Genomic DNA, 3,807 nt, shown 5'->3' with positions numbered 1-3,807 from the left:
CCTTCAACTCCATTTACAAGTGCATTTTCATTATCAGATGTAACTGTAAAATTAGTTGAATCTATAACTGTTTCATCAGTAATAACAGCTTCATTTGTTATTACTAAATTATCAACTTGCCCTTTAAATGCTTTACTTTCACTTCCTATTTTTTCTAATGGGAATACGAATGTAGTATATTTGATATTAGAACCTTCTTCTAATATTTGTTCAACATATTCACCATTTACATAAATTTCTGTTTTATTTAATTTACCAACAACAGTAATATCTACCCATTCTCCCTTAGGTAATTCATAATCAAATGAATAGTCATACCCTTCTCTTGAGAATCCTAACTTTCCAGTTCCAGCTTGTACTGCCTTAAATGTTCCTTTTGATGATTCAAATAAAATTTGTTCACTATCATCACTATTTTCATCTCTCTTAACACTGAAAGAAACTGAATAATTTGGTCCCATATTATTAATTCCAGTTTTAATGTAACTATTACCACCTTCTAATTCTAATACTCCATCACTAACTGAAGCATTGTTAATTTCAGTAGAATCATATCCATTTTCTGATTTATCTTCAACTGTATTATTTTCAAATTTATTAAAGTCATATTCCATAACCTTTTCAGTTTCAGATTCAACTTCAAATCTTGGATTAGTGTTAGGTGCAACTCCAACTTCATCAGCTACTTCTACAAATTCATTATATGTTTTATCATCAGCTTCTCCCCACATTTTTTCTGATAATACTTGCATTCCTGGTAGGATTCTATCAAATATATCATATTCAACTATTCCATTTGCTTTATTATCTATCATGTCATTCCAAAGAGCAAACATTCCACCGTTCATTTGTGGTGATCCTTCTGGTATTGTAACTCCGTTACTAAAAGTATTTACTTCCCAATTATTATATAACCAACTATGATTTAAGTAATTATAATAATAATTTGCACCTGGAACTAAATAAAGATATGAATCCTCTGTATTTATTAAATCATATCCTTGATCATACATAGCTTGAGCATTAGCCCATCCGGAATTCCATATATTCATTTCAACACCATCTGAATAAACTGGTGTTGATCCATTCTTATTACTTAAACTTCCCCATACTCTTACATTAGAGCCCTTTTCTTCTTTTATAAATCTTAACATTTTATCTGTATATGCTCTATACTCTTCTTTTCCTCCGTAGAATTCATCTGTTCCTATATGAACAGTTGAATTTCTAAATACTGGATTTTCCCCATCCATATACTCACTAAATATACTTTTTATATAATCAACAACTTTTTCATCATTCACATTAAGCATTGCTGCATTTTCACCTTGCCCATTACCATAAGCATACTCTGGATGTACTTTTGTAAATGCCAATGAATGACCTGGTGAATCTATTTCTGGAACTATATTAACTCCATAAAGTTTAGAATCATCAATAAAGTTTCCAAACTCCTCCTTAGTATAATACATATCTTCTGATGTTAATCTTAATCCATTTTCACCAACATCATTTGACTCAAGACGGAATCCTGAATATGCATTTTCTAATGCATCTGTAGGATAATCATCATGTAACCAAATATAGTTATCATTTAAATGAATTTGGAAATCATTTAATTTATACCATGACATATTTTGCATTACTTCATATAAGAAATCTAATGAAATAGGCTTTCTTCCTACATCTAGCATAAATCCTCTTACATCGTATTGAGGATAATCTCTAACTAGTCCCTTTTCTATAAATGTTCCATTTTGCTTTAATATTTGAAGAATACTCCTTGTTGATAAGAATATTGCTGATGCATCATTTCCTTCTACACTAAGAACATCATCAATATCCATATAATAACCTTCTTCTCTAAGTTCTGGATAATTTGACGTTAATGAAAGATAGAAATCTCCTGCTTGTGGAGCATCTGATACAACAACTTCAATATCATTTCCTACTATATCTTTATAATCATTAGCAAAAGTTTCTGCTGTTTCTCTAAGTTCTTCTGCTGAAGTAGGATTTAGTACTATTCTTGAATTGTTTGATATTTCAAAATTTCCTGTCTTTCCAGCCCATTCTCTTAATTCTGGAATAACAGTTGGTTTAACATTTCCCTCAACTTCATATTGACCTGGTACAATTATTTCAAATGCAGGTGAAGTAGCTTTTTCATCACCTTTTTTAACTTCAAAATTTACAACAACCTTTGTATCTACAAGTGGCTTATGAATATTCATATCATAATCGATAACTTCTTCATAATCTGCTCCAATAAATGATATTTCAAATCCTTCTGGAACACTTGGCATTTTAAGAACAGTAGCATCTTCTGTAGGTGCAGTAACTTTTAAGCTTGCAGCTACTTCTGCTGCTGTTTTTGGAGCTTCTGGAATTTCTCCATTATAAAGTTCTAATTCATATACAGATACAGTATTCCAATTAACGCCTTCTGAGTTTGCAAGATGTTCATCAATATAAAGTCTTACATATCTTCCTCTAACCTTTTCATTTAAACTTATAATATCCTTAAAGTTTGCTGGTGCAGCAGTTGCAGTATATACATCATTCCATGTAACATCATCATCTGATACTTGAATTCTATACTTAGGTGCATTTCTTCTTTCCCACTCAATTACTATATTATCAAATTCAGTTACTTCTCCTAAATCAACCTTTAGCCATTGATCTTCTGATGATACAGCACTTGCCCATCTTGATTGCTTTGTAGATGTTCTATCAATTGTTCCATCAAATGCCTTAGCTGCTGAAAAACTTGTACCACCTTCTTGGCTTGATGCTGTTGCAGTTTTATTTAAAGCTATGTTAACTCCAGCTTCTGGTCTTACAACAGAATCTCTATTATAAACTTCTAGCTCATATACAGATACAGTTTCCCATGATATAGTTGATCCTTCTTCAGCTGGATCATATTCCTTAACAACAGCTCTAACATATCTTGCTTCTTGATTTCCTAAACTTATAACATCTCTATAATTATTAACTGTTGTACCAGTATAAATAGTTGTCCAACTATCTTTATCATCTGATATTTGTATTTCATAAGAATTAATGTTTTTTCTTTCCCATTCAATTACTACTTCATTGAATACCGTTTTTTCTCCTAAATCAACACCTACATATGGGTTTTCAGCATATCTAACAGATGCCCATCTTGATTGTTCTCCATTATTAGCATTTCTATTTATAATTCCATCTGTCACCTTAGTTGAATTAAATCCCTCTGTTTCATCTCCTGACGAAAACGTTGTCTTATTTAACGCTAAGTTACTCTCACCATTAGTATTTTCAGTTGCAAAAACACTAATATTACTAAGCACCATAGAAGATGCTAAGAATAGTGGTAATACTTTTTTAAATGCTTTTCTATTATGCATTCCTCTCATTTTTAATTCCCCCTAATAATAATTTACTAATGTATTCCTTTTCATAACCATTCAATAACAATTATACATCTATTCCATATTTGTGTAAATAAGTTTTATTATGTTAATACACCCCCTCTATAAATTAATATTATAAAATTGATATTGTAATATTAATGAATATCTTCATTCTTAATAAAGATATTATATAAAAATGACTCCCAATAAACATATAATTTATCAGGAGCATTTTTTATTTAATTCTACTTATTTCTTCTTTTTTTAGTTAAACCTAATCCACCAAGTAAAGCAATAACTCCACTGATTAATGTTCCAGCTACACCTGCTGCTCCTGTTTGTGGTAACTTTCCACTATTTGAATTTCCAGTAGTGCTTCCACTGTTTGCAGTTCCGCTATTATTATTTG

General features: G+C 30.6%; 2 protein-coding genes. Both read right to left on the bottom strand.

From position 1 onward, the window contains the following. On the bottom strand, nucleotides 1–3,401 hold a 3,401-nt coding region (locus LPC13_RS16560), incomplete at its 3' end, for a galactose-binding domain-containing protein (protein ID WP_234089022.1). Between the two features lie 242 nt (nucleotides 3,402–3,643). Continuing rightward, a partial coding sequence (locus LPC13_RS17230; protein WP_407080860.1) for an LPXTG cell wall anchor domain-containing protein occupies nucleotides 3,644–3,807 on the bottom strand: 164 nt, incomplete at its 5' end.

Source organism: Clostridium celatum, from assembly GCF_021412605.1.
GTDB lineage: Bacteria > Bacillota > Clostridia > Clostridiales > Clostridiaceae > Clostridium > Clostridium celatum.
The sequence above is the reverse complement of the archived record's forward strand: the minus strand, read 5'-3'. Positions and strand labels throughout refer to the sequence as shown.